The organism is Stappia sp. TSB10GB4 (genome assembly GCF_900185745.1).
Lineage (GTDB): Bacteria > Pseudomonadota > Alphaproteobacteria > Rhizobiales > Stappiaceae > Stappia.
Genome location: NZ_FYAV01000087.1, coordinates 1 through 23,283, shown reverse-complemented (window position 1 = coordinate 23,283; position 23,283 = coordinate 1). Strand labels below are relative to the sequence as shown.

Sequence of the window (23,283 nt, the reverse complement as noted above, 5' to 3'; positions counted from 1 at the left end):
CCACGCCGGCCGGGCTTGAGGGAGCGGCAAGCCGAGAGGGAGATGGAGCGTTCGATCGATCACGTGAGGCGGACACGCCGTGCGACCCGACCGGCCGTCGAGGCCGTGGTTCCGTTAGGCGCCGCCCCACGCGCAACCCATCTTGGGCCATGGCGGTTCACCATGCCGCCGAAACAGGCCGGACATACGAACCGCTGTCGATCCGAGCGAGCCTCAACTAATCGCTTGCCCTCAGGGGGCCGTCCACATACGGGTCGCGCTTCGCTCGTCCGGGAAGACGCGGGGAGGGGGCGGTGCAAGGGGAACGGTGCAAGGGCGGCGAGGCGACAGGGGATCGAGACGGTGAGAAAGAAGACGGGAGCGAGGAGAGCGGCCGCTCAGCCGGTGCCGTAGTGGCGGGCGAGGCGGGTGAGGCCGAGCAGCAGCACCACCTTGGCCGAGCGCGGCGGCCAGCGCCGCTCCCGCTCGACCTGCTCCAGGCCCTTGAGCTCGCAACATACGTCGATCAGCACGCCGGCAAGCTCCGGCCCGACCTCCCGGATCGCCCGCTCCAGCCGCGCGCGGGCGGCCAAAGTGGCGTCGGTGAGATCGACCAGCCCGCCGCGCGGATCGCGCGCGCTGGGGCCGCCGGCACCGCTGCCGAGCGCCGACCAGGCCATGCCGCGCATCCCCGGCACGATGGCGCCAAAGGCGTGATCGGCGCGCAGCCGCTCGCCGGCGGCAAACTGCCCCTCGTCGAGGATCGGCTCGCCGTCGCGGCCGCGCCGCCGACGCAGCCAGGCGAGCGGGCTCTCGGCATGGTTGACGGTGACGATCTCGTCGGCCGCGCCGGCAATGGCGATGCGGCGGGTGCCGAGCTCCCGGTGCTGGGCGGCGAAATCCTCCTCGCCGCAGGCAAGACGCCGCAGCCGCGCCCGCCCGGCCGGCGACAGAGTGAGGCGGCCGCCGCCCCGCTCCACCAGCCCGGCGGCAAAGGCGGCGCGCAACTGCGCCGGGTCGACAGCGAGAGAGGGGGTGAGAGAGGGGGCCGGCGAAGGAGAGACGGGAGAGGGAGAGGCGGGCGAGGCGGGGGCGCCGCCGGGGCCGGCGGGTCCGCGCCGGGCGGGCACGGCGCACAGCCGCAGGCTCTTGTCGGCGGTTTGCTGAAGCTGCCAGGCGGGCGCCGTGCCGAGCCGGGCGAGAAGACGGTCCAGCGCGCGTTGCGAGGGCGCCATGGCTCACGCCTCCGCCCGCTGGGGGAGAAGCGGGCGGGACGACGGCGGGCGGGCGGGCAGCGCGGCGAGCCCGGTCTGCAGCGCGGTCTCCAGCCCGCCGATCATCGTGTCGAACTCCGGCTCGTCGCGCCGGTCCTCCACCAACCGGCAGGCATGGGCGACGGTGGTGCGGTCGCGCCCGAACTCGCGGGCGATGTCGGTCAGCGTGCGCGCGAGGATGACGTGATGCAGATACATCGCCACCTGGCGGGCAAGCGCCACCTGCGCCCGGCCCCGGCTCGGCTGCGACAGGTCGGCCTCCTCCACCTCGAACACCGACAGGACGCAGGCGGTGACGAGCAGTCCCGCGCCCCGCGCCGCTCTCCCCGCCGGCCGCCGGGAGCGATGGGCGGGCATGGCGCCGGCAACGCCGGCGAGGTCTGAAATTCCGGATAGTCCAGTCATTCCTGCCTCCACTTATCAATTTTAGGTTTATATTCCTAAATCATTACGGGAAAAATACCCGTACGGGGATAAGTGAAGTTGCAGGGCGGTTTTTCGCGCGTGGCGCGGCGGCTTTGCCGGCGGTCGAACGGCCCGGCAAGGGGGGAGAGCGGGGCGATATCGCCGCGTGCCGGGTGCGGGCGCGGGCTCTGGCGGGGATCGGGCTATCCGCGGCCGGCGGTGCGGCTGCCGACCGGGCCGGCAGGAGAGGCCAGGACGAAGTCCGGGACGTGCGGCGTGGAACACGGAAGACAGGACGGCGGGAGAAACCGGCTCACAACCTGCGGCAGCTTGCCTGCGCCAGCGCCGCCTCGATGCGGTCGCGGTAGAGCGGATCGCCGTCGAAGGCGCGCAGCAGGGCATAGCCGTGCAGGGCGTCGGTCTCGATGACGATCAGGTCTTCGAGGCCCTCCGGCGGGTTCTCGCGCAGCACGCTGAGCTGCTCGGTGGTGAGGACCAGCACGTCCAGCCGGCCGCCGGCACCGGAGGTGCGGTCGTTGAGGCTGTAGATCGCCCGCCCGCCGGCATCGAACAGGGCGAAGGACCAGAAGGGCGGCGGCAGCGCCGCCTCGATCTTCAGCGGCCCCTCGGCAAGGTCGAAACGGCAGGCGGCATGGATCATCATCGGGTCGAGCATCGGCAGCGGCTCGGCCCCCGGCGCCACGTCCGGCAGGCGGTTGAACGCCCCGTCGGGACCGAAGGCGGCGACCCGCGCATAGGCGGTTTCCGGCACCTGGCCCGGCACGCCGAGCACGGTGGCGATGTGAATGATGCCGCCGAGAAACAGGCCGGCGAGCAGCAGCAGCGCAAAACGCGCCAGCACCATGCCGTCGACGGCCTGGCGCAGCCGTGCCGAGCGGGAGGGGCGGGAGCGGGCGGCGGGGGCGCTCATCGGCACGCCTCTCGCCGGATCTCCGGCATCGGCACATTGGCAACGCCCGTGCCGGTGGTCAGCGGCGTGTCGTAGAGCCGCAGCGCCAGCACCAGCCCGTCGGCGGTGTCGGAGGTCGGCAGCCAGTTGCCCGGCCGGGCGCGCGGCGCGGCGGTGATGGTGAAGTCGCCGCCGGGGCGACGCAGCATGTGGCGGCTGTTCAGCCCGCCGCGCGGCGCGGCGCCGGCGACCAGCCGCATCTCGCCATCCAGCGCCACCAGCGTCCACAGCCGCGCCGGGGCGGTCTGGCCGGAAATCTCGTAGTCGCAGCGCGGCGACAGGAGATCGCCGGCGCTGTCGGTCGCGGCAAGGAACATCAGCCCCTCGCCGCCGGCCAGCGGCACGCGGCCGCTGCGCGCATGGGTGGCGGTGGAATAGGGATCGGCCTCGCGCGTGCCCTGGCGCGGCCGCGCCTCCCACACGCCGAGCCGCAAGGTGCCGAAGGCCGGCGTCCGGTCGACCGCCAGATAGGCGGTGGAGAAGCCGACGCCGAGGGCGATGGCGACGACGATGGCAAGATCGAGCGCGAGGGTCCGCCGCCGCCGCCGCAGGATCGGCGGCACCCGGTCGGGCGCAAGACCGTCGGTCTCCGGATCGCGGGCGAGGGCGAGCGTCACCGGGCGACGGGCTCCGCCTGTGCGGGCGGCGTGGCGGTGGCCGGGGCCTCGGCGCGCTTGCCGATGGCATCGAGCCGGGCGCCGATCTCCTGCAAGACGGCGATCGACTGCACCCGCAGGAGGCGCGGCCGGTCGGCGCCGGCGCCCTCCGCCACCGGAACGGCGCCGTCCCCGCGGGCCGGCCGGTCGACGCCGGGCATCGGCCGCAGCTCGATGCCCTTGTGCGCGTAGTCCATGATCACCTGCCAGGTCATCGCCGGCAGGCTGCCGCCGGTCATCCGGGCGGTGGAGGTGAAGTCGTCATTGCCGAACCACACCGCCGCCGCGTAGTTGCCGGTATAGCCGACGAACCAGGCGTCGCGATAGGCCTGGGTGGTGCCGGTCTTGCCGGCGACGGTGACGCCGGGCACGCGGGCGCGGCGGCCGGTGCCGTTTTCCACCGCGTTGACCAGCACGTCGTTCATCTCGCCGGCCTTCTCCTCCGGAAACAGGCGCTGCGGCGGCGCCCGGTCGTTCGCCTGCTGGTAGATCATCCTGCCGGCGGAGTTGCGCACCTCCAGGATCGTGGTCGGCGTCACCTTCAGCCCGCCGCTGGCGAAGCTGGCATAGGAGGCGGCCATGTCGATGACGGTCACCTCGGCGACGCCGAGCGGCAGCGGCCGGGTGATCTTCAGTTCGGTGGTGATGCCCATCGCCGTCGCATATTCGACGATCTTGTCGCGGCCGATCGCCTGGGCAAGGCGCACCGGCACGGTGTTGATCGACTTGGTCAGGGCGGTCTTCAGCGTCACCGGCCCGGCATAGCCACGCGAATAGTTGCGCGGGCTCCAGCCGCCGATGGAGATCGGCGCGTCCGGCACCACCGAGGCCGGCGTGTAGCCGTTCATGAAGGCGGTGATATAGACGAAGGGCTTGAACGAGGAGCCGGGCTGGCGCACCGCCGCGACCGCCCGGTTGAACTGGCTCTCGCCATAGTCGCGCCCGCCGACCATGGCGCGCACGGCGCCGGTCTCCGGCACCAAGACGGCGACCGCGCCCTCGCGCACCCTGTAGCGCTCGCCGTGTTCGCGCAGGTTTTCCAGCAGCGCCTGCTCGGTCTGGCGCTGCAGGCCGGGATCGAGCGTGGTGCGCACGATGACGATGCGGTCGTTGGCAAGCTCGGGATGGCTGCGCGCCAGCTCGCGCACCTCGGTGAAGGCATAGTCGAGGAAATGGTCCGGCGAGCGGTCCTTGCTGCGGTCGATGGCGACCGCCGGGTTGCGCCTCGCGCCGATCACCTGGCCCTCGGTCATGAAGCCGGCCTGCACCATGTTGGTCAGCACGTCGTTGGCCCGCGCCCGCGCCGCCGGCAGGTTGATATGCGGGGCGTATTTGGTCGGCGCCTTGAACAGGCCCGCGAGCATGGCCGATTCCGCCAGGCTGAGCTCGCGCACGTTCTTGCCGAAATAGAACTCCGACGCCGCCGCGACGCCGAAGGTGCCGCCGCCCATATAGGCGCGGTCGAGATAGAGTTTCAGGATCTCGCGCTTGGACAGGTTCATCTCCAGCCACAGCGCGAGGAAGGCCTCGTTGATCTTGCGCTCCAGCGTCCGCTCGTTGGTGAGGAACAGGTTCTTGGCAAGCTGCTGGGTGATCGAGGAGCCGCCCTGGACGACGGTGCGGGCGCGCACGTTCTCCACCATGGCGCGGGCGGTGCCCATCACGTCGATGCCGAAATGGTAGAAGAAGCGCCGGTCCTCGGTCGCCAGCGCCGCCTTGATCAGGTGGTCCGGGATCTCCTCCAGCGGCACCGTGTCGTTGAGCAGGATGCCGCGCTTGCCGATCTCGTTGCCGAAGCGGTCGAGGAAGGTGACGGAAAAATCCTCGGTGGTGCGCCAATCGGCGCGCTCGGTCTGCTGGAACGCGTCCTGGGCAAGCGCCAGCATCAGCACGAGGCCGAGCAGGCCGAAGGTGACCCCGTCGGAGGCAAGCTCGGCGGCGACGCGCCCGGCGCCGCGGGCGCGGAACCGGCGCAGCCAGGCCGAATAGGCCTCGATCCCCCGGCGCAGCGACGAGAACGACCGCCACAGGGCGGTGTCGACCCATGCATCGACCGACAGCATCGCCGAGCGCATGCGGGCGCCGAACGGGCGGCGCGTCGCCGGCCCTTTCCCTGAAGCGGGCGCCGGCTGCGGGCTGTCCTGCGGGTCGGCATCGCCGGATCGCTGGTTCACCTTGGTCTTCCGTTCTGCTATGGCCGTGGGCAGGCTCCCGCTGCGGGAGCAACCCGGCGCGATCCGTTTTACCTCCGATCCGCCGGGCCTTTCAAGGATGTGCCGGTGGTGGATGGATCACGAATGCCTCAGGACAGCAACGCACAAGGGGCAATCGGGGCCGGGGCAGCAGGCGCCGGGGCAGCAGGCGCCGGGGCAGAAGGGGCCGGGACGGATATCGCCGCGGGCGGCGCGCCGTTCTGGACGGGCCGGCGGCTCGACGAACTGAGCCCGGCCGAATGGGAGGCCCTGTGCGACGGCTGCGGCCGCTGCTGCCTCAACAAGCTGGAGGACTGGGACACCGGCGAGGTCGTCTGGACCTCGCTCGCCTGCACCCTGCTCGACGGCGAGAGCTGCCGCTGCTCCGACTACGACAACCGCTTCGCCACCGTGTCCGACTGCCTGCAGCTCACCGCCGAGCTGGTGCCGCAGCTCGCCTGGCTGCCGCCGACCTGTGCCTACCGGCTGGTCGCGGAAGGGCGCGATCTCTACTGGTGGCACCCTTTGGTCTCCGGCGACCCGGAGAGCGTGCACGCCGCCGGCATCTCGGTGCGCGGGCAGACCTTCCCCGAAGACGGCATCCCGCTGGAAGACTACGAGAATTTCGTCGCCGACTGGCCGGGCGAGAACCCGATGGACGAAAAGATCCGGGTGGGGTTTATTGAGAGGTGAGGTTCTAGGAAAAAAATCCTTGACACCGTAACGGTGGTCGGGTAGGGTTCAGGCATGGTCGCATAGTTGCGGCCTGGCGATGGCGGCGGACCGATTGGTTCGGCCGCCATTTGTGTTTCAGCCTTCTCCTCGGGCGGCCTTGCAAGGCGCGTAGTTCGGCTTGGCGAACTGCGTGAGCCCTGTCCGGCCGAAGGGTAAGGAATTGAGTTTCTTGCGGGAACCACCTAGGATTTCAGGACTTCCGGCCGCATTAGGATTTGGGAGATTGAAGTCACGTTTTTTGTAACTAAAATTTAGTTGCCATGCCGGAGAATCCCGGTAGGCCTTCCGAGGTCGGGAGCGGAATGACGAAACACGCGCGTCTGGTCGAGGCGTTCAGGGCTTGCCGAGGGCCGTTTCCGTGGCGCGATTTCGTCCGCATGATGGAGGGGCTTGGCTATGAGTGCGAGACCGCCAGCGGGAGCCGGCGCCGGTTCGTCAACCGTGAGACCGGCCATATTGTTCGTGTGCACGAACCGCATCCGGCCGACGAGATGAAGCGCTACATGGTCGTTCAGGTGAGACGGGATCTCACGGACAAGGGAGTCATATGAAGACGATCCGCTACAAGGGGTTCCAGGGCGCCGTCGACTGGGACAACGGGGTGCTCTTCGTGCGCGTGCTGCATGTCGACGATGTGCTGATCGCCGAATGCGCGCGGGCCGACGAGGTCGAAAGCGTCTTCCGGGATCTGGTCGACGCCTATATCGAGGACTGTGTGGAGCTCGGAAAGGAGCCGCAAAAGCCCTTCAGCGGCAGCTTCAACGTGCGCGTCAGCCCCGAGGTGCATGCCAGGGCCGCCATGGCGGCGGCCGACGAGGGCGTGACGCTGAACCGCTGGGTCGCCTCGGCGATCGAGGAGAGGCTTAAAGGGCGATTTGAAGTTAACGAGGTTTTCTCGTTAGGGGCTGTCCACACAGAGCATGGTGGGGCTGCGGGACGGATCTATCTCAAATCTCTTGATCAAAATAGAAGCTGGTCTCGTGAGATTGATGTCTTGACTGATGCAATAAGGGGTGTGAGGCCAGCCGTCGGCGAGCATATCTCAAGACTTCGTTCTGCTCAAACAGCAGGTTGGGGCCATCACTAATGAGCGGAAAAGAAGTTCATTCTAAGTCGAGGCAAATAATTAGGATACAAGATAGCACTCCATTTGACTTAAAGTTAAGTGGATTGTCGGTAATTGATTCTAGGGGTGAGGATTTTTCTTCAGAAGATTTTGAATATGCGTACAATTCATTCATTTTTGAAAATTTTGTTTACGATGACGGAAAATATTTTTTTATAATTGAATTTCGAGTTGGTGGGTTAATAGGTGTAAAGCCGTATTTCTCAATTTCGGCTGATTACATATACATTGTTAATTCGCCGGAATACAAACGAGAAGAAGCGAAGGAATTGGCTGAGCACTATGCGCGGCTGTTCGTTTGGCCCAGATTTCTGACGGTTTTTGACGTTCTTGCTGGGCAGGTGGATTTTAGCTTTCCTAAACTCCCGCAGGCCTTAGACCACATAGTCTGGCGAGAAGGCGGGAATATAAGAATTATCGAATAACCATCCACGTGATGACCGACCAGGGAGAGCTGCGTAATGCGGAAGTCAAGCAGCTTTGCTGAGAGGATCGTAGGTTTGTCGGTGCTGGATCATGGTCCAGAGCACGGTGACGCGTCGCCCTGCGAGGGCGATGAGCGCCTGGGTGTGGTGTTTGTCCTCACGCCGCTTGCGGTCGGCCCCCCCCTCTGTCGGCTGCGCCGACATCTCCCCCTCAAGGGGGGAGACCGGTGCGTGTGGCGCGGCCGGCGCGTTCTCGCAATTGCTCTGGAAGCCAATGGGCACCGGGTCGCGCTAGCGCGCGCCCGGTGTGACCGCCGGGGGGATGCGAGGCCGTGCCACCCCCTCGCGTGTCGTCCCGGACGAGGCCGAAGATCCGGGAACCATTGGCACCCTCGGCAGGTGTTTTTTCTCCAGCCTCTCCTTGGCGTCGTCCCGGACGGCGCGTGAGCGCCGAGCCGGGATCGGGGAGCCGAGAGCCTGTCGACGGCACTCCCGGAAGACACCGCAGCCGCCGTGGCTCGCCGATCCCGGATCTTCGGCCTTCGGCCTCGTCCGGGAGGACGAAAGAGAGGCTGCGTCCGGGAGGACGCAAAGAAAGAACTGCGCTCCATCGCTGCCGCTGCTCACCCCCCTCTGTCGGCTGCGCCGACATCTCCCCCCTCATCTCTTCTTCTTGGGGGGAGTGGCGCCTGGGGCTGGGACCGCGTGTCGCCGCCGCCGCTCTGGCAGCCAATGGGCACCGGGTCGCGCTAGCGCTTGCCCGGTGTGACGGCCGAGGGGATGCGAGGTCGTGCCGACGTCTCGAGCCGCCTGCTGATCCTTGCCGAACAGGATCCCCACATCAACCAGGGAGGAGCCGATGGCCGGTTCAAAGGCGCCAGCGGACGGTGCCGCGCAATCCCCGGAAGAGGCCAGCGCCCGAGAGGCGGCGGGCGTTACGACGGCGCGGGCAAAGGCAACAACCGAGCCGAAGCCGGGGGCGAAGACCGAGGCCGAAGCCAGGGACAAACCGGCCGAGGCCGGGACCCTGCAGGCCGATCCCGAGGCGGCGGGCGCCAAAACCCGAAAGCCACCCCCGACACACGCAGCTTCTCCCGACCGCAAGGCGCCGGTGCATCTGGGCGTCGAGGCCTGGGCTGAGGCGCGGCAGCTCTACGAGAGCGGCGCGCTGGACGCGGACGGGGTGGTGAAGCGGTTCTGCGTCGCCAAGAGCACGGTGCTGCGCCACATCCAGGCGGAAGGCTGGGTGCGCTCGGGCGATGTGCGCGGGCTGATCGCCGCCGGCGACACGCAGGGCCTTGCCTGCCTGGTGGGGCGGCTGGCGGAAGCGTTCGAGCGGCAGGTGGAGGCGATCGAACTGGAAATCGGCCGCGCCCGCACGCTCAAGCTCGACCGGACGGAGGCCTCGCAACTGGCCGAGCGCAATGCCCGCACGCTCGGCATTCTCGCCCGGACGCTCGACGTGCTGGTCGAGCTGCGCAGCGGCGTGAGGGAACTGGACCCGGCAGGGAGGGACGAGGATGCACTCAGGCACGAGCTTGCGCGGCGCCTTGACCGCCTGTGCGGCGAAGGGGCGGCTGCCGGACTTCCTGGCGCGGCTGACGGCGGCGGAACTGCGCTTCCTGCGCCATGACTGGCCCATATGGGCGCATGAGCACCAGCTTGCGCCGCAGGGCGACTGGCGGGTGTGGCTGCTGCTCGGCGGGCGCGGCGCCGGCAAGACCCGCGCCGGGGCCGAGTGGCTGCGCGCGGCGGTAAACGCGGCCGCGCGCGAGGGGCGGGGCGGCGAGCTGCGCATCGCGCTCGTCGGCGAAACGCAGATGGATGCGCGCGAGGTGATGGTGGAGGGCGTCTCCGGCCTGCTGTCCGTGCATCCGCCGTCCGAGCGCCCGCAATGGCTGCCCTCGCGCCGGCGGCTGGAATGGCCGTGCGGAGCGGTGGCGCAGGTGTTTTCCTCCGAGGACCCGGACGCGCTGCGCGGGCCGCAATTCGAGATCGCCTGGTGCGACGAACTCGCCAAGTGGCGGCATGTGCAGGAGACCTGGGACATGCTGCAATTCGGCCTGCGGCTCGGCGCCCATCCGCGCCAGATGGTGACGACGACGCCGCGCCCGATCCCGCTCCTGAAGCGGCTGATCGAGGACGAGGGCACGGTGGTGACCCGCGCGGCGACGGAAGCCAACGCGGCGCATCTGGCCAAGGGCTTCATCACCGCGATCCGCGCCCGCTATCGCGGCACGCGGCTGGCGCGGCAGGAACTGGACGGCGAGATCGTCGGCGAGCGCGAGGGCGCGATGTGGAGCCGCGACGCGCTGGAGCGCTGCCGCAGCGACCGGCGGCCGGAGGAGCTCACCCGCATCGTCGTTGCGGTCGATCCGCCGGCGGGTTCGTCCCGCCGCTCGGACGCCTGCGGGATCATTGCCGCCGGCATCGACGTGGCCGGCATCGTCCATGTGCTGGCGGATGCGAGCCTGCGGGCGGCGAAGCCGGCGCGCTGGGCCCGCGCGGCGGTGGAGCTGTGGCGGAGCCTCGGGGCCGACTGCCTGGTCGCCGAGGTCAACCAGGGCGGCGAGATGGTCGGCGCGGTGATCAACGGCGTCGACCCCGGCGTGCCCGTCGCCGAGGTGCGGGCGCGGCGGGGCAAGTGGCTGCGCGCCGAGCCGGTCGCCATGCTCTACGAGCAGGGCCGGGTGCGCCATGTCGGCACCTTTCCGGAACTCGAAGACGAGATGGCGGAATTTAGCTGAAAGGCTGAAATGCGAAGAAAAGCAAGGCCTTGATGTTTACAGCGTTCGACCGGGAAACCATGAACGGGACCGGAACAGACGGGCTAACTGTAAAACCAAAAAACGGGCTCTGCCACCCGGTGCACAAAAGCGAACCGCCGCCCCGGCTGGTACCCGGAGCGGCGGCAACGATTGTGAAAAGCACGGCAGCGCTTTCGACGAAAACAACTACCACGGCGGCGCATTTGCTGCAATCCGGGCTCGTCGCCTGGCAGGTGGAGGTGCGTCATGAGCACCTATCACCAGCTCATGTCGGCGGGCCTGAGCGGTCGTCCGGCGCGCCTCGAGGATCTTCTTGCGCGTCCTACCGATCCAGAACGGCTTGCGGGATACGCATCCGGAGAGATCGCGACACGTCCTGCCCTGCCCATCGCTGAACGTCCGCAAAGGCGGCTGCTGAGCAGGTTTCGCCGCCCGCAACCGCAACGCTCCCCCGATCGCGAGAAATCTATCCGGCGCCGGCGGACGTTGGCCGCCACATGGCCGATGCCGCCGGCGATGGCGGGACTGCTGACCACCAGTCAGGTTGCCTACGCCCGTATCGTGTCTGATGAGGTTCACAGAACCGGCGATTGCCGGCTGACGTTGGACGAGATCGCCGCGCGTGGTGGCATGTGCAGGAAGACCGCGAAACGGGCTCAGGACAGACTTGCTGAGCTGCGTTGGATCACCGTCGATCATCGCCCCGTTCCTGGGCGCAAGCACCTCTCCAACATCGTGCGCGTCCTTTCCGCCGAGTGGCTGACCTGGATCAAGATGGGGCCGAAGCCTCGTCGTATAGGGGGACATTCGTGTCCTACCACGGAAAACCAGTCTTCTTCCTCAATGAATTCTGCGTCTGTCGAGAGGCCGAAAAGGGCTCTTGAATGGGCTGAGAAGCGATGGCGACCACCTACCGAAGACGGGAGGCGGTGACATGGCGCAATGGCCGTACAACACAACCCGCTGGCAGCGGCTGAGGCAGGCGAAGCTGTCGTGCAGCCCGCTTTGCTACGCCTGCGAGCTGCGAGGCAAGGTCATACCCGCCATCGCCGTCGACCATGTGAAGGCGATCAAGGCCGGCGGCGATCCGTTCCCTTCGCTCGAAGGGCTGATGAGCCTTTGCATCAGTTGCCACAACGAGAAGACGAACGCGGTTGATCGCCCCGACCGCGCATCATCCGGTCGCAGGTTCAAAGGCTTCGACTCCTGCGGCAATCCCATCGATCCGGCGGATGACTGGCATACCGGGGGTGCCTGAGATCACGGGAGACTGGTCGGCTAGGACCGGTGTGGGAAGTCGCGAAGATACTTAGTTTCATAGACTTAACAGGATGAAAGGCAAGGTCGGATGGCACTCAGGGGCGTAGGGGCGAAGCCGCTTTCGGAGCGTGGCAAGGTCGCCGGCCGCGAGGTCCTGCCATGGGATGCGCCGGGCCTGACCCGGCCGGAGCGCGTGATTGCGTTCTGCGAGGATCTGCCGATCACCGCCGGCAAGCTGGCCGGTCAGCCGATGCGCCTTCGCGACTGGCAGCGCGAGTTCATCCACGCGGTCTATGCCGAGGAGGCGAACGGCCGCCGGCCGGTGCGAACCGCCGTGCTCAGCATGGGCCGGAAGAACGGCAAGACGCAGCTCGCGGCGGCGCTGGCGCTCTGCCACCTGCTGGGACCGGAAGCCGAGCCGCGCGGCGAGGTCTATTCATGCGCGCTCACCCGCGACCAGGCCGCGAAGCTGTTCGCCGAGATGGTCGCGATCCTCGACGCTCACGAGGAACTCGCCGACCGCTGCAACGTCATCCGCTTCACCAAACAGATCGAGGTCCTGAATGGTGCCGGCGCCGGCTCGACCTATGTCGCGCTATCGGCCGATGCCGGCAGCAAGCTCGGTCTATCGCCCTCCTTCGTCGTCTATGACGAACTCGGCAGTGCGCCGAACCGCGCGCTGTTCGATGCGATGGACACCGCCACGGGCGCGCGCGACAACCCGCTGATGATGGTGATTTCGACGCAGGCGGCGGCGGACCATGCCGTCATGTCGGAACTGGTCGACTACGGCTTGCGTGTCCAGTCGGGGGATATCGCCGACCCGTCCTTTCACCTGACCCTCTACGCCGCGCCAGGCGATGCCGATCCGTGGGAGCCGGAAACCTGGCGGCTCGCGAACCCCGCGATTGGTGATTTCCGCTCCCTGGAGGACGTGGAGCGACAGGCCGCGCAGGCCCGGCTTGTGCCGTCAAAGGAATCGGCATTCCGCAACCTGATCCTCAACCAGCGCGTTTCCGCCGTCTCCCGGTTCATTCACAAGGTGGAGTGGGACGCCTGCGCCGATGCGGTCGACCTGGCCGTGCTCGAAGGGCGCGAGTGCTATGCCGGGCTCGACCTTGGCGCGACCCGCGATCTGACCGCGTTCGTCATGGTCTTTCCAGACGAGGCGGGCGGCTATGACGTGGTGTCGCGCTTCTTCATGCCGGAAGCGAACATCGAGGACCGGTCGAACGAGGACCGCGTGCCCTACGACCTGTGGGCGAAGCAGGGATTCATCACCCTCATTCCCGGTGCGACGATCGATCCGGGCTTTGTTGCTGAGACGATCGCCAGTGCCGCCGGGCGCCATGACCTGCGCTCGCTCGCCTATGACCGATGGCGCATCGAGGATCTGAAACGGGAACTGGGCCTGTTGGGCGCGCCGTTGCCGCTGACGCCGTTCGGGCAGGGCTTCAAGGACTTCTCGCCGGCCGTCGACATGCTGGAACGGTGCGTGGCGGAAAAGCTGCTGCGGCACGGCGGCAACCCGGTGCTCAACATGTGTGCTGCGAACGCGGTGGTGACGCGCGATCCGGCCGGCGGTCGCAAGCTGGACAAGTCGAAGGCAGCGGGCCGGATCGACGGGCTGGTGGCGCTGGCGATGGCTCTCAGCGTCTCGAAACGGCACGAGCCGGAAGCGTTGCCGGCATGCTTGGCGGAGTTAATTGGATGATGTGTCGAATCTGTTGCGCCTGGACATAAGATCACGGGCATTTTTCTTGGCCTCTCGCTTCATTCTCCGGCGCTCCACCACCGGCAACATCTCCACGAAGTCCTCAATTGTCTCCGAAGGGGTTCCAATAAACTGTATGACGCACAGGCAAAACTCCGCCATATCTATGTAATTTTTGGCTTTGATCCGATCAAAATCCCGCGGAGATGTCAAAATTCTAACATCATCAGATATATCAACGTAAACAGAAGCTAGGCGGTCGACCTCACGTTGCTGAACCACCTTGCGATTTAATTTTTGCGTATTTTCGTCTTGAGGTTCCAGAACGCTAATTATCGATCTAGATACAGCTTCAGGGTCATTTCTATAGAAATATTGATATATATACTCGGACATGGTCCGCGTGGCTTTTGCTAGATCGTCATCGCCGGGCTGCATCTGACTGGCGACGTGAACATTATATACAACTGAAAGCTGTCCTGCGAGGAACCAAGGCGCCATGGATACAGCATGCTTGTTGAGATGCTGAAATCTCTTTCGGAATACTTCTTCAGGCAAGTGCGATCGACAGAACGCTATTAAGTATTTTGCACTTTCTTCAATACCTATTATCGACGAATGTACTGCGAGAGCATAATTTTTTGCTCGATAGAGAGATTTTGCACTCTTCGTGAGATGCCGCGCGTTATCCAAGATGGCAGTAAGAGCTTCGTCGGACATGGCTGACTGCGGCTTATCTTCTAGGACCTTCATTGACGTTATCACCAAACAGGCGCAATCTACTCGCACCGGCCGGGCGCGCCAACGCCCGACCGGCACTTGCCAAACGAAGCCGAAACGGGGCCTCGCATGACCGATTCTCTCAATACCACGAATCCGTGCGCCGTCCCGTCTTGGCTGCATTCCAGCCAACGGGAGAATTGCCATGCTTATCGACGCAACGCGGCAGACGAAGGGTGCATCGGATAAGGGGAAACGGTTCAAGGGACCGCACCCGGCTGACGATCTATCGTTCATGCAACCCCGTCCGAAACGGACGGGCGGAATCGACTACTGGCAGATTTCGCCGACCGGCAATTATACGCAAGACGTCGAAACCGGCGGGGCGCTCGCCGATGAATATCTGTCCTATGTCGGACGACATCCCACCAACTTCAACGCAACTCTCCTGACCTGCATCGTGCGGGAGATGATCGAACGCGCGAAAGACGGACAGGAGTGGAGCGGCGTCCATGTGGGGTTCCTTGCGGCTATCAATCGCGCTGCCATGATCTCGGCCCACTTCATGGCGCCGATGCCGAAAGGAGGTGCGAAATGAGCATGGAACCACTCCGCAGAGCAACCAAAACGGACAGCCTCCGCCTAATCGAGCATCGGGAGATGTCGGCCGATCAGCTTATCCAATGCGGCTATGATGCCATGGCGATCGTGTCCTTATGTGCCACTGTGTCTCGCAATCTCTCCGATCTTGATCCTGGCGGCGCTCTTGCTGGTAACGTCGCGATAGCCTTGGACCTTGCGGGAGAACTCATCGCGAAACTTCATGATGCGGTCGAGACACACGAAGAGTTGCTTGACAAGGCTGGCGAGCGGGGAAGGCCCCAAGTCGCGAACTAGCTCGGCTTAATTTTCATTTGCACGATGCGCAAATAAAATTGACCCCCAACGCTTTATCGGCGTATCATTCCGATAAAGCGTTGGGGTTTTGAGATGGCACTTCTGAGCGAACTGGTAGCGACCTGCGAAGCACAACGGCTCGATACGGGCGCAACGTTGGGTGTCTTCGCGCGCCGCCTTCGCGAGGCAGGCCGCATCTCACAAGCTGGCCGTGGCCGGGGCGCGGCGCACATGACCTATCTTGACGCGGCACGCTTCTTGATCGCCTGCGCCGCTACCGATCATCCGGAACGCGCGGTAGATGCAGAGCACGTGTTCAGTAATCTCATACGAACTGGCGAGAGAAGCGAAGACGGCGACTTTCCTGTTACCAAGCAATGCGCGCCGACGCTCGATCTGGCACTGGCAAAAACCTTAGAAGGGTTAGGGACGGGACGCATCGACGCCATTTCTGAGGCGCGATGGAATGAGACCTCGCCGGCTGTGTGCCCCGTTCCACCTGCCAATGTCTGGCTAACCCTTCCTCGCAACGGTTCTGGGGCAAGTTTGCGGGTGCTCGACGGGTGGTATCGCTACGACCACCCGGCGCTCGCAGCTGTAATCGAGAGCGTCGGAGGTGGCGGCTATCCAGCACAGAAGGTCGCCGAGGACGCTTTCGCACGCGAGACATACCGCTTTCGCACTGCGAAAAATCTGACTGCTGAGCTCGACGGGACGCTCTTGCGCTCCGTTGCCAAACTTATAGCCGGAGCCGAGGTAACCGAATGACCAACTCTGAAGAATGGCAAGGGATTACCCCGGGAAAGATGGCCGAAATGGCGGACCGCTACGAAGCGGCTTGTCTCATTGCCATGCAGCGGGCGCGCCAGATCGAGACCGACGATGCGAAGTTTGCGGCGCGGTTCCGCGAGATGCGTGACGGTATATGGGCCAGCGTCGCTCAAGAGCTTCGCGACCTGGGCTGCCCCGAAAAGGATGTGGCCGGCAAAGTCGCCGATGTCGTGAACTTCGCCGTTCGCAAGCGCGGCCTCGAAGGCCTTCCGGCCACGGGGCAAGCATGATGATCCGCGAACACCTCCCGACCCCACCGGCCGCGTCTGGCCTGTCGCCCTGCCGGGGTAGGAGGACCGTCCAGGCATGGACGGAAGTCGACGATGCAGGGCGACACCCTTTCCCGCCGCGAGGCGGCACGTCCCCGCGCCGGCATGGCTGGCCCGATGGATCTTTATCCCGCCGCGACGGCGGTTGCTCCCTGAGAAGGACCACACCATGCGTGACCTGATTTCCAACCTGGGCGTCATGATCGCCATTCCCCCGGCGGCCTATGATGCCGACAACACGCCGTCCGCGATCGATCTTCGCGGTTTCGACGGCGCTGTCTTCGCCATCCATGTCGGTAGCGGCGGCATCACCTTCAGCGAGACCAACAAGGTCGAGTTCAAGCTGACCCATGCCGACGAGGAAGACGGCGACTACACCGCCGTCACTGCCGCCGACGTGCAGGGCGTCGATACGGTCGGTACCGGCGGCATCGTGAAGACGCTCAACGCGGCGCATGCGACCGCGACCGTGACGAAGGTCGGCTACATCGGCGGAAAGCCCTTCGCGAAGCTGCTGGCCGACTTCTCCGGCACGCATGGCGCGGCCACGCCGATCGGCGCGACCGTGATCCTCTCCCACCCGCGCAACGCACCGGTGGCCTGACCCTGAAACCAGATTGAACGTCGAGAGACAGTCCAGTCCCTTTGGAAGGAACCTTTTCCATGAAGCTCAACGACCTCAAAGAGAAGCGCGCCGCGAAGATCGCGGAGATGCGGACGCTCAACGACAAGGCGATGCACGACAACCGCGACCTGGACGAGGGCGAGCGCAAGCAGTTCGCCGCACTGGAGACGGAAACCCGCTCGCTGGAGGACCAGATCACCCGTGCCGAGAAGCTGGCCGCCTATGAACGCCTCGAGGCGGCAGGCGAGCGCGTCGGCGGTGACGGCGAGATGCGCCACGAGCTGCGCAACTATTCGCTCTCGGCGGCGATCAACGGCGCCATGACCGGCCGGCTGACCGGCCGCGAGGCGGAAGTGCACCAGGAGCTTTCGCGGGGCCGCGAGCAGCGTGCCGGAGCCGGCATCCACCTTGCCGTTCCGACGAAATCCTCATGGGCGAGGTCCGCTCGCAGACGGTCGGCAGCGACCCGGCCGGCGGCTACACCGTCGCCACCAATGTCGCCGCTGTCGCGGATCGGTTCCGCCCGGCGCTCAAGGTGCAGTCGATGGGCGCAACCGTCATGGCGAACCTGACGGGTTTCCTCGACCTGCCGAACCTTGCTTCCTCCGGTTCCGCCGCCTGGGTGCAGGAGAATGGCAACGCGAACCGGAGCGCCGCCGGCTTCGAAAAGGTGTCGATGGGGCCGAAGACGATCACCGGCGAATACCGCCTTTCGCGCCGTCTCATGCTTCAGTCGGGGACCGCGATCGAGGATCTGTTGCGCCGTGATCTGGGCTTCATCATCGCTCAGGGGCTTGATCTTGCCGCGATCAACGGCAGCGGACAGAACGCCGAACCGCGCGGCATCCTGCGGACACCGGGTGTCGACAAGGAGACGACGGAAACCGACTTTTCCGACACGACGGCGAACCTGATTTCCGCGCTGGAAATCGACGACGTGACAGGTACGGCGGCGTTCCTGACCAACCCGACGGTCATGAAGGCGGTTCGCAAGATCAAGGACAACGACGATCACGTCATTCCCGCTTCCGAGTTGTTCCACGGGCAGCGCGTCGAAGTCTCGACGCAGGTTCCGACCGATATCGGCGCGGGCAGCGACAAGTCGGCGCTGATCTACGGGCAGTGGGGCGAACTGGTCATCGGTTACTGGTCTGCCGTCGACATTCTGCTGAACCCGTATCACCCGGACGTTGCCTCGAATGGCGGCGCGCTGCTGCACGCCTTCCTCGACGCCGACGTGGCCGTGCGCCACGTCGAAGCGTTCCGCTACGCGGAGATCTGATCGATGATCGACCTTGCCGCCGCGAAAGCTCATTGCCGTGTCGATCACGACGAGGATGACGCTGCAATCGCTGCCATGATCGCGGCGGCAAGCGACCACCTGGCGAGCATCGGCGTCGATATGCAGGCCGAGCCGGTGCCGCCGGCCGTCGACCACGCCGTGTTGATGCTGGTCGGGCACTTCTACGAGCACCGCGAAGCCGTGTCCGACCTCAAGACGGCGGCGGTTGCGATCGGCGTCGACCGCCTGGTGCATCCCTATCGAGAGGTTCACCTATGACCACGGCCCGCACCGCACCGGAACGCCGCGCGCTCGCGGTGGAAATCCGCGCCAGGGGACGCAAGCTGGAAGGCTATGCCGCAACCTTCGACAATCCTGCCTCCATCGGCGGGCGTTTCGTCGAGACGATCGCGCGAGGGGCCTTCGCCGCCACCATCAGGGGCCGGGGCGACGTGCTCGCCCTTGTCGACCATGATCCCGGCCGCGTGCTCGCCCGCACCCGATCCGGCACGCTTCGCCTGGCGGAAGATTCGCGCGGGCTGGCGTTCGACCTCGACGTTCCCGACACCACTCATGGGCGCGATGTGCTGGCTCTGGCCGAACGAGGCGACCTGGGTGGCATGTCCTTCGGCTTCACCGCCGTCGACGAGCATCGCGACGGCGACCACCGCGAGTTGCGTGCCGTCGATCTGCATGAAATCTCCGTCGTGCTGGCTTGGCCGGCCTACGACGGGACCGTGATTCAGGCGCGCTCGCTCGAAAACGCATCGCCCTTCCGGCGCTACGCCGAACGTGCGCTCAAGCTTTGGGAGCTTTCCCGATGACCTGGCTTTCCCGCATCCTTGGGCGCGAGCGCCGCGCCAGCGAAACCCGAATCCAGTCGGATGACCCGTTCATTGCCGAATGGTTCGGCCTCAACGGCGGATCTGGTGCCCATGTCGACCCGCAGCGCGCCAGCGGTCTGGCAACGGCGGGCGCCTGCATCGCCGTCATCTCTCAAGCGCTCGCGGCGGTGCCGCTCAACGTCTATCGGCGCGCCGGCAATGGCGGACGCGAGCGGGCGACCGAGCATCCGCTTTTCGCTGTTCTGCACGATGCGCCCAATGGTGTCATGACGGCATTCGAGGCGCGCGAGATGCTGATTGCGAGCCTGCTGATTTCCGGCAATGCCTATGCCGTGCTCGACTGGAACGCGCGAGGGCAGGTGACAGCGCTGCATCCCATCGACCCCGGCCGCGTGGCCGTCGAGCGACTGGAAAGCGGCCGGCTCCGCTACCGCGTGACCGATCGCAACGGCCGGTTGCGCATCTACCTGCAAGACGAGATCTTGCATCTTCGCTATCGCCTGGCCCGCGACGGTGTGATGGGCCTTTCACCGATCCAGCTCGCGCGCGAAACGTTCAACCTGGCGCTCACCCAACAGGAGACGGCTTCGGGACTTGCGGCGAAGGGCAACAGGCCTTCCGGCGCCCTGGTCTTTCCGAACGCCATGGGCGGCGAGAAGAAGGATGCCGCGCTGGATAAGCTGCGGGCGAAGATCGAGGCGAACACGGTTACCTCGAATGTGATGGTGCTCGACGGCGGAGCGGAATGGAAATCGTTCTCGATGACCGCGAAGGATGCGGAGTTTCTCGAAAGCCGGAAGCTGACCAATCTCGACATTTGCCGGATCTGGGGCGTTCCGCCGACCGTCGTCGGGATCCTCGACCACGGCACCTATTCCAACGTCGAGATGGAAAGCCGCGCGCTTGTCGTGCGGTGCCTGGCTCCCATGGCGCGCCGTCTCGAACAGGCGATGAACGTGGCGCTGTTGCCAACGGGAAGCCGGCGAGCGTTCTTCGTCGAGCATGACCTCGCCGGCCTGCTGCGCGGCGACATGAAGGCGCGCTACGAGAGCTACCGCATCGGCCGCGAATGGGGCTGGCTCAGTCCGAACGAGATCCGCGGTTGGGAGAACCTGCCGGAGATCGACGGTGGCGACGAGTACCTTTCGCCTCTCAACATGACGCCCCTCGACGAACGGAACGCCGGAGTGGAGGACTGAAACACCATGGACCGGCCGCCTTCCTACCTTTCTTGCGCCTCGCTGGCCCGCGAGCTGGATGTGTCGGAGACGACCGTTCACGAGATGGTTCGGCGTGGCGTTCTCCCAAAGCCGGTGAAGCTGTCGAACGGTTGCGTCAGGTGGCGTTGGGCCGATGTCGACATGGCGCTAGGTTCCATGTCGGCGAGCGGGTTTGGGCAAGCTGCCAGCGACCCTTTCCTAGAGGGGGCACGTCATGCCACGTCAGCGTAAGCGGGCCGCCGTCAACCTGCCGAAGGGTGTTCATCGCGTCGTCAGGCGCGGCCGGGAATACTTCTATCATCAGCCGGGTAGGGGAACGGCTCATGCCGGCCCGCGCATCCGCCTGCCCGATGATCCGCACTCGCCGGAGTTCTGGAACGCCATTCGACAAGCTCAAGGGCTCGCCGGAGCGATTCCGGTTGATACGTTCGGTGCGATTCTCGACGCCTATCTGGAGTTCATCCGGACGTCGGGCACTCTCGCGGCGGGCACGATCGATCAGTACGAGCGAGCGCTCAAGATCGGCCGGACTGCCTGGGGGAACCTGCCGGCGAAGGGGTTGCGGCCGGTGCATGTCCAAGCGGTCATGGATGGCCTGGCCGGCACGCCGGGGAAGGCGAACAATTTCCTGAGCGCCATGCGGGCGCTTTCGACATGGGCGCGGGTTCGGGACCATGTCGAGCACAGCCTGACTGAGGGTGTGAAGCCCTATGCCAAGGACACGGGGCACAAGCCTTGGACGCCCGAGCAGATCGACGCGGCCCTGTCGAAGCTCAAGGGCGTCGTCCGTCGAGGCGTGGCGCTCTACATGTGGACGGGTATGCGGGGAAGTGACGCTGTGCGGCTCGGCTGGACCGACATTGATGACGGTGGATTCTCCTATCGTGCACAGAAGACCGGCCGTGAGGTGTATTGCCCGATCGTCCCTGAACTCGAAGCGGAGATGACGACCTGGGAAAAGCGACCGGGCCCGTTCCTGCTGCAGGAGGGTGGGCGCGCGGATGGGCAGCACTACACCCGCAAACTGTTCTCCAAGCATTTCGCCGAAGCGCGAGACGAGATCCCGGAACTGGCAGGTGTGACGTTGCACGGCCTCCGCTGCACGGCGGTGATCCGGTTGCGCCGCGCCGGCCTCTCCACGGCTCAGATCGGCGATATCGTCGGTATGTCGCTTCCCATGATCGAGCGGTATTCGCGGTTTGCCGACCGAAAGACGAGTGGCAAGGCCGCTCTCCTGACGCTCAGGAGAACGAGCGAGGAACAGAACTGTAAAACACGGCAAAACCGTAAAACCTAAATCCTGAAAATCCAATAGCTTAGGGCGAATGAGATGAAATGGCGGAATTCGCCCCCGACGGGCTGTCGGCCGGCCACTCGCCCGACCGGCTCGATGCGCTGGTCTATGCGCTGCACGAACTGGCCTTGAAGCCGCTGGCAAGCCCGCGCCTGCGCAGCCTGTGAAGCCCGATTACGGGCGTTGAATCACGACGCGAGGCATCTGAATCGATCTGTTTGAATCGATGTCTCAGGCAGCGGACTCAGTTTCTCAAGTCGACCGGAAAAAGGATTCTGGATCATGGGGTTGCGCGACCTTCTTGACTCTTTTCGTCGCCCATCAGCCGAGGCCAAGGCCTCGCGCGCCGGGCCGCTGCTGGCGCTTTCGGGCGCCGGCCGGGCGGTGTGGACGCCGCGCGACTATGCGGCGCTCGCCCGCGAGGGATATGCCCGGAACCCGGTGGTGCACCGGGCCGTGCGGATGGTGGCGGAGGCGGCGGCCAGCGTGCCGCTGGTGCTCTACGAGGGGGCGCGCGAACTCGACACGCATCCGCTGCTGGAGCTGCTGGCGCGGCCCTCGCCGGGCCAGTCGGGACAGGGGCTGCTGGAGGAGGTTCACGGCTACCTGCAGGTCGCCGGCAATGCCTATCTGGAGCGGGTCGACATCGACGGCCGCCCGCGCGAGCTGCATGCGCTGCGGCCCGACCGGGTGCGGGTGGTGCCGGGGCGCGACGGCTGGCCGGAGGCGTTCGACTATACGGTCGCCGGGCGCACGGTGCGCTTTCCCGCCGACCCGCGCGACGGGCACCCTTCGGTGCTGCATCTGAAGGTGTTCCACCCGCTCAACGATCATTACGGCTTCGCCCCGTTGGAGGCGGCGCAGGTCAGCCTCGACCTGCACAACGCGGCCGGGGCCTGGAACAAGGCGCTGCTCGACAACGCGGCGCGCCCCTCCGGCGCGCTGGTCTATGGCGGGGCGGATGCGGCGAACCTGACCGACGAGCAGTTCGACCGGCTGAAGGGCGAGCTGGAGGCCGGCTACCAGGGCCCGGCCAATGCGGGGCGGCCTTTGCTGCTGGAAGGCGGGCTCGACTGGAAGCCGATGGGCTTCACCCCGCGCGACATGGATTTCATCGAGGCGAAGAACCAGGCGGCGCGCGAGATCGCGCTCGCCTTCGGCGTGCCGCCGATGCTGCTGGCGATCCCCGGCGACAACACCTTCGCCAACTACCAGGAGGCCAATCGCGCCTTCTGGCGCCAGACCGTGCTGCCGCTGGCCGCGCGCGTCGGCGAGGCGCTGGCGCGGTGGCTCTCCCCGCCCGGGCAGGCGGACCTGCGGCTGGTGCCCGATGCCGATGCCATCGAGGCGCTGTCGACCGAGCGTGCGGCCCTGTGGGAGCGGGTCGAGCGGGCCTCGTTCCTGACGCGCAGCGAGAAGCGACAGGCGGTCGGCTATGGGGCGGAAAGCTCTGGCGCGGAAGCCTCTGGGGCGGACGGCGCATGATGGAGCCGGCGCTGCGCGAGGTGGCGGCACGCGGGGACCTTGCCCACTTGGTGCTGCTGCTATGGGCGGGCTCCTCGTCGAGCCTGCTGGTGTGGAGCTTGCGCGAGATGGTGCGCTCCAACCGCCGCTTCGACGATTTCGTCGAGGCCATCGCCCGGCTCAACCGGATGATCGGCGACGAGTAGGGGCGGGTGCCTCACTGTTCGTCATCCCGCGCACCGGCCCCTCCTAGCGTCATCCCGCACGAAGCGAAGCGAAGATGCGGGATCGGAGAGCCGAGGGCCTCGCGGCAGCACGCCCGGACGCCGCCG

Annotated in this window: 27 protein-coding genes and 1 pseudogene; 22 read left to right on the top strand and 6 right to left on the bottom strand. The window is 66.1% G+C overall.

What is annotated here, in order from left to right:
• Window positions 1–377 precede the first annotated feature (377 nt).
• The 5 genes from TSB10GB4_RS23255 to TSB10GB4_RS23235 form a co-directional block, all read right to left on the bottom strand.
• On the bottom strand, window positions 378–1,214 hold the full coding sequence (locus tag TSB10GB4_RS23255; RefSeq protein WP_186397689.1) for a DUF6456 domain-containing protein: 837 nt from the start codon (window positions 1,212–1,214) through the stop codon (window positions 378–380).
• A gap of 3 nt (window positions 1,215–1,217) precedes the next feature.
• Window positions 1,218–1,658, bottom strand: coding sequence for a helix-turn-helix domain-containing protein (locus TSB10GB4_RS23250; protein WP_208984944.1), 441 nt, complete (start codon window positions 1,656–1,658; stop codon window positions 1,218–1,220).
• Window positions 1,659–1,971: 313 nt separating this feature from the next.
• Window positions 1,972–2,589 carry a DUF1254 domain-containing protein gene (locus TSB10GB4_RS23245; protein ID WP_208984943.1) on the bottom strand — a complete coding sequence of 206 codons (618 nt, stop codon included), beginning with the start codon at window positions 2,587–2,589 and terminating at the stop codon, window positions 1,972–1,974.
• Entirely contained in the window at window positions 2,586–3,245 is a 660-nt protein-coding gene (locus tag TSB10GB4_RS23240; protein WP_186397688.1) for a DUF1214 domain-containing protein, read from the bottom strand. Before TSB10GB4_RS23240 ends, TSB10GB4_RS23245 begins: the two co-directional genes overlap by 4 nt.
• Window positions 3,242–5,458, bottom strand: a complete 2,217-nt coding sequence (locus tag TSB10GB4_RS23235; RefSeq protein ID WP_371328931.1) for a transglycosylase domain-containing protein — start codon at window positions 5,456–5,458, stop codon at window positions 3,242–3,244. Before TSB10GB4_RS23235 ends, TSB10GB4_RS23240 begins: the two co-directional genes overlap by 4 nt.
• Before the next feature lie 123 nt (window positions 5,459–5,581).
• Between TSB10GB4_RS23235 and TSB10GB4_RS23230 the strand changes: the two genes are divergently transcribed.
• The 9 genes from TSB10GB4_RS23230 (at window position 5,582) to TSB10GB4_RS23190 (ending at window position 13,504) form a co-directional block, all read left to right on the top strand.
• Window positions 5,582–6,169: a YcgN family cysteine cluster protein gene (locus TSB10GB4_RS23230; protein ID WP_186397687.1), complete on the top strand. Its 588-nt coding sequence runs from the start codon at window positions 5,582–5,584 to the stop codon at window positions 6,167–6,169.
• Window positions 6,170–6,513: 344 nt separating this feature from the next.
• Window positions 6,514–6,762, top strand: coding sequence for a type II toxin-antitoxin system HicA family toxin (locus tag TSB10GB4_RS23225; RefSeq protein ID WP_186397686.1), 249 nt, complete (start codon window positions 6,514–6,516; stop codon window positions 6,760–6,762).
• Window positions 6,759–7,298: a type II toxin-antitoxin system HicB family antitoxin gene (locus TSB10GB4_RS23220; RefSeq protein ID WP_186397685.1), complete on the top strand. Its 540-nt coding sequence runs from the start codon at window positions 6,759–6,761 to the stop codon at window positions 7,296–7,298. Before TSB10GB4_RS23225 ends, TSB10GB4_RS23220 begins: the two co-directional genes overlap by 4 nt.
• On the top strand, window positions 7,298–7,762 hold the full coding sequence (locus TSB10GB4_RS23215) for a hypothetical protein (RefSeq protein ID WP_186397684.1): 465 nt from the start codon (window positions 7,298–7,300) through the stop codon (window positions 7,760–7,762). Before TSB10GB4_RS23220 ends, TSB10GB4_RS23215 begins: the two co-directional genes overlap by 1 nt.
• An 859-nt stretch (window positions 7,763–8,621) precedes the next feature.
• Window positions 8,622–9,395, top strand: coding sequence for a hypothetical protein (locus TSB10GB4_RS23210; protein WP_186397683.1), 774 nt, complete (start codon window positions 8,622–8,624; stop codon window positions 9,393–9,395).
• The gene (locus TSB10GB4_RS23205; protein WP_186397682.1) at window positions 9,283–10,509 is read left to right on the top strand and encodes a DNA-packaging protein; all 1,227 of its coding nucleotides are present in this window, start codon (window positions 9,283–9,285) and stop codon (window positions 10,507–10,509) included. Before TSB10GB4_RS23210 ends, TSB10GB4_RS23205 begins: the two co-directional genes overlap by 113 nt.
• Window positions 10,510–10,776: 267 nt before the next feature.
• Window positions 10,777–11,463: a hypothetical protein gene (locus TSB10GB4_RS23200; RefSeq protein WP_186397681.1), complete on the top strand. Its 687-nt coding sequence runs from the start codon at window positions 10,777–10,779 to the stop codon at window positions 11,461–11,463.
• A 1-nt stretch (window position 11,464) separates the two neighbouring features.
• The gene (locus TSB10GB4_RS23195; protein WP_186397680.1) at window positions 11,465–11,788 is read left to right on the top strand and encodes an HNH endonuclease; all 324 of its coding nucleotides are present in this window, start codon (window positions 11,465–11,467) and stop codon (window positions 11,786–11,788) included.
• Between the two features lie 90 nt (window positions 11,789–11,878).
• Window positions 11,879–13,504, top strand: a complete 1,626-nt coding sequence (locus tag TSB10GB4_RS23190) for a terminase large subunit (protein ID WP_186397679.1) — start codon at window positions 11,879–11,881, stop codon at window positions 13,502–13,504.
• On the opposite strand, the gene TSB10GB4_RS23185 is transcribed toward TSB10GB4_RS23190, so the two are convergent.
• A complete protein-coding gene (locus TSB10GB4_RS23185) occupies window positions 13,493–14,224 on the bottom strand; it encodes an AbiV family abortive infection protein (RefSeq protein WP_186397678.1) in 732 nt (243 codons plus the stop codon). The genes TSB10GB4_RS23190 and TSB10GB4_RS23185 overlap by 12 nt on opposite strands.
• A 205-nt stretch (window positions 14,225–14,429) precedes the next feature.
• Here TSB10GB4_RS23185 and TSB10GB4_RS23180 point away from each other — a divergent pair, with 205 nt between their 5' ends.
• The 13 genes and pseudogenes from TSB10GB4_RS23180 to TSB10GB4_RS23120 all read left to right on the top strand — a co-directional run bounded on the left by TSB10GB4_RS23180 (window position 14,430) and on the right by TSB10GB4_RS23120 (window position 23,157).
• Window positions 14,430–14,822, top strand: coding sequence for a hypothetical protein (locus TSB10GB4_RS23180; RefSeq protein ID WP_186397677.1), 393 nt, complete (start codon window positions 14,430–14,432; stop codon window positions 14,820–14,822).
• Complete coding sequence (locus TSB10GB4_RS23175) at window positions 14,819–15,121, top strand: hypothetical protein (protein WP_186397676.1); 303 nt, start codon at window positions 14,819–14,821, stop codon at window positions 15,119–15,121. The genes TSB10GB4_RS23180 and TSB10GB4_RS23175 overlap by 4 nt, the downstream gene beginning before the upstream one ends.
• A gap of 93 nt (window positions 15,122–15,214) precedes the next feature.
• Window positions 15,215–15,889, top strand: coding sequence for a hypothetical protein (locus TSB10GB4_RS23170; RefSeq protein WP_186397675.1), 675 nt, complete (start codon window positions 15,215–15,217; stop codon window positions 15,887–15,889).
• Window positions 15,886–16,182, top strand: a complete 297-nt coding sequence (locus tag TSB10GB4_RS23165) for a hypothetical protein (protein WP_186397674.1) — start codon at window positions 15,886–15,888, stop codon at window positions 16,180–16,182. The genes TSB10GB4_RS23170 and TSB10GB4_RS23165 overlap by 4 nt, the downstream gene beginning before the upstream one ends.
• 208 nt (window positions 16,183–16,390) lie before the next feature.
• On the top strand, window positions 16,391–16,825 hold the full coding sequence (locus TSB10GB4_RS23160) for a hypothetical protein (protein WP_186397673.1): 435 nt from the start codon (window positions 16,391–16,393) through the stop codon (window positions 16,823–16,825).
• Window positions 16,826–17,240: 415 nt separating this feature from the next.
• A pseudogene (locus tag TSB10GB4_RS23155) lies at window positions 17,241–18,128 on the top strand (phage major capsid protein); the annotation flags it as partial.
• Between the two features lie 3 nt (window positions 18,129–18,131).
• Window positions 18,132–18,407, top strand: a complete 276-nt coding sequence (locus TSB10GB4_RS23150; RefSeq protein WP_186397672.1) for a head-tail connector protein — start codon at window positions 18,132–18,134, stop codon at window positions 18,405–18,407.
• Window positions 18,404–18,952, top strand: a complete 549-nt coding sequence (locus tag TSB10GB4_RS23145; RefSeq protein ID WP_186397671.1) for an HK97 family phage prohead protease — start codon at window positions 18,404–18,406, stop codon at window positions 18,950–18,952. Before TSB10GB4_RS23150 ends, TSB10GB4_RS23145 begins: the two co-directional genes overlap by 4 nt.
• Window positions 18,844–20,172: a phage portal protein gene (locus TSB10GB4_RS23140; protein ID WP_186397670.1), complete on the top strand. Its 1,329-nt coding sequence runs from the start codon at window positions 18,844–18,846 to the stop codon at window positions 20,170–20,172. The genes TSB10GB4_RS23145 and TSB10GB4_RS23140 overlap by 109 nt, the downstream gene beginning before the upstream one ends.
• 235 nt (window positions 20,173–20,407) lie before the next feature.
• A complete protein-coding gene (locus tag TSB10GB4_RS23135) occupies window positions 20,408–21,490 on the top strand; it encodes a tyrosine-type recombinase/integrase (RefSeq protein ID WP_244571017.1) in 1,083 nt (360 codons plus the stop codon).
• 38 nt (window positions 21,491–21,528) lie between these two features.
• Entirely contained in the window at window positions 21,529–21,654 is a 126-nt protein-coding gene (locus tag TSB10GB4_RS23130) for a large terminase (protein ID WP_186397669.1), read from the top strand.
• 115 nt (window positions 21,655–21,769) lie between these two features.
• A complete protein-coding gene (locus TSB10GB4_RS23125; RefSeq protein ID WP_186397668.1) occupies window positions 21,770–22,972 on the top strand; it encodes a phage portal protein in 1,203 nt (400 codons plus the stop codon).
• Window positions 22,969–23,157: a hypothetical protein gene (locus TSB10GB4_RS23120; RefSeq protein ID WP_199270398.1), complete on the top strand. Its 189-nt coding sequence runs from the start codon at window positions 22,969–22,971 to the stop codon at window positions 23,155–23,157. The genes TSB10GB4_RS23125 and TSB10GB4_RS23120 overlap by 4 nt, the downstream gene beginning before the upstream one ends.
• Window positions 23,158–23,283: the final 126 nt, after the last annotated feature.

Bases quoted from the DNA above. Each gene is read 5' to 3' on its own strand.
- TSB10GB4_RS23220 (WP_186397685.1), top strand. From the start codon at position 6,759: ATGAAGACGATCCGCTACAAGGGGTTCCAGGGCGCCGTCGACTGGGAC.
- TSB10GB4_RS23165 (WP_186397674.1), top strand. From the start codon at position 15,886: ATGACCAACTCTGAAGAATGGCAAGGGATTACCCCGGGAAAGATGGCC.
- TSB10GB4_RS23255 (WP_186397689.1), bottom strand. From the start codon at position 1,214: ATGGCGCCCTCGCAACGCGCGCTGGACCGTCTTCTCGCCCGGCTCGGC.
- TSB10GB4_RS23130 (WP_186397669.1), top strand. From the start codon at position 21,529: ATGGCGGAATTCGCCCCCGACGGGCTGTCGGCCGGCCACTCGCCCGAC.
- TSB10GB4_RS23195 (WP_186397680.1), top strand. From the start codon at position 11,465: ATGGCGCAATGGCCGTACAACACAACCCGCTGGCAGCGGCTGAGGCAG.
- TSB10GB4_RS23125 (WP_186397668.1), top strand. From the start codon at position 21,770: ATGGGGTTGCGCGACCTTCTTGACTCTTTTCGTCGCCCATCAGCCGAG.
- TSB10GB4_RS23150 (WP_186397672.1), top strand. From the start codon at position 18,132: ATGATCGACCTTGCCGCCGCGAAAGCTCATTGCCGTGTCGATCACGAC.
- TSB10GB4_RS23180 (WP_186397677.1), top strand. From the start codon at position 14,430: ATGCTTATCGACGCAACGCGGCAGACGAAGGGTGCATCGGATAAGGGG.
- TSB10GB4_RS23225 (WP_186397686.1), top strand. From the start codon at position 6,514: ATGACGAAACACGCGCGTCTGGTCGAGGCGTTCAGGGCTTGCCGAGGG.
- TSB10GB4_RS23215 (WP_186397684.1), top strand. From the start codon at position 7,298: ATGAGCGGAAAAGAAGTTCATTCTAAGTCGAGGCAAATAATTAGGATA.
- TSB10GB4_RS23190 (WP_186397679.1), top strand. From the start codon at position 11,879: ATGGCACTCAGGGGCGTAGGGGCGAAGCCGCTTTCGGAGCGTGGCAAG.
- TSB10GB4_RS23185 (WP_186397678.1), bottom strand. From the start codon at position 14,224: ATGTCCGACGAAGCTCTTACTGCCATCTTGGATAACGCGCGGCATCTC.
- TSB10GB4_RS23200 (WP_186397681.1), top strand. From the start codon at position 10,777: ATGAGCACCTATCACCAGCTCATGTCGGCGGGCCTGAGCGGTCGTCCG.
- TSB10GB4_RS23160 (WP_186397673.1), top strand. From the start codon at position 16,391: ATGCGTGACCTGATTTCCAACCTGGGCGTCATGATCGCCATTCCCCCG.
- TSB10GB4_RS23245 (WP_208984943.1), bottom strand. From the start codon at position 2,589: ATGAGCGCCCCCGCCGCCCGCTCCCGCCCCTCCCGCTCGGCACGGCTG.
- TSB10GB4_RS23205 (WP_186397682.1), top strand. From the start codon at position 9,283: ATGCACTCAGGCACGAGCTTGCGCGGCGCCTTGACCGCCTGTGCGGCG.
- TSB10GB4_RS23230 (WP_186397687.1), top strand. From the start codon at position 5,582: ATGCCTCAGGACAGCAACGCACAAGGGGCAATCGGGGCCGGGGCAGCA.
- TSB10GB4_RS23250 (WP_208984944.1), bottom strand. From the start codon at position 1,658: ATGACTGGACTATCCGGAATTTCAGACCTCGCCGGCGTTGCCGGCGCC.
- TSB10GB4_RS23170 (WP_186397675.1), top strand. From the start codon at position 15,215: ATGGCACTTCTGAGCGAACTGGTAGCGACCTGCGAAGCACAACGGCTC.
- TSB10GB4_RS23145 (WP_186397671.1), top strand. From the start codon at position 18,404: ATGACCACGGCCCGCACCGCACCGGAACGCCGCGCGCTCGCGGTGGAA.
- TSB10GB4_RS23175 (WP_186397676.1), top strand. From the start codon at position 14,819: ATGAGCATGGAACCACTCCGCAGAGCAACCAAAACGGACAGCCTCCGC.
- TSB10GB4_RS23210 (WP_186397683.1), top strand. From the start codon at position 8,622: ATGGCCGGTTCAAAGGCGCCAGCGGACGGTGCCGCGCAATCCCCGGAA.
- TSB10GB4_RS23135 (WP_244571017.1), top strand. From the start codon at position 20,408: ATGCCACGTCAGCGTAAGCGGGCCGCCGTCAACCTGCCGAAGGGTGTT.
- TSB10GB4_RS23120 (WP_199270398.1), top strand. From the start codon at position 22,969: ATGATGGAGCCGGCGCTGCGCGAGGTGGCGGCACGCGGGGACCTTGCC.